We start from the raw sequence: 406 nt of genomic DNA, 5'->3' as shown, positions 1-406 counted from the left end.
CGCACTCCTTCGTATACGTCACGAGTCCATTGATGAGAAGGGGCTAGGGAAAGCTTGAACCCAAYTCCTACAGTGATGRATATAAGCGCAATKGAAATTCCTGGGGRGTTAYACATTTGTGTATTGATAAGACCATTCACWATTTCTTGAAGCTCRATCTCKCCYCCRGATGAACCATATAGCCAAGAGAAMSCATGAACCAGAATAGAAGAGCTTGCCCCACCCATGAGTAAATATTTCRTAGTAGCCTCATTAGACCGTACATCYYTCTTGGTATATCCAGATARTAGRTAGGARCATAAACTGAAACATTCTRGAGYTACAAAGATAGTTATTAAATCGTTAGCGCCGCATAAAAACATTCCTCCTAGAGTAGCTGTTAATATGAATAACAGAAACTCTGTTA

1 protein-coding gene is annotated in these 406 nt (G+C 40.2%); it reads right to left on the bottom strand.

From position 1 onward, the window contains the following. Positions 1 to 362, bottom strand: a 362-nt coding sequence (locus tag DEH80_RS17915; protein ID WP_499654081.1) for a proton-conducting transporter transmembrane domain-containing protein, incomplete at its 3' end; no start/stop codon positions are given. Positions 363 to 406: the final 44 nt, after the last annotated feature.

This window comes from Abyssibacter profundi (assembly GCF_003151135.1).
GTDB lineage: Bacteria > Pseudomonadota > Gammaproteobacteria > Nevskiales > OUC007 > Abyssibacter > Abyssibacter profundi.
Note: the sequence above shows the minus strand (reverse complement) of the source record. Positions and strands in the feature narration are given on the sequence as shown.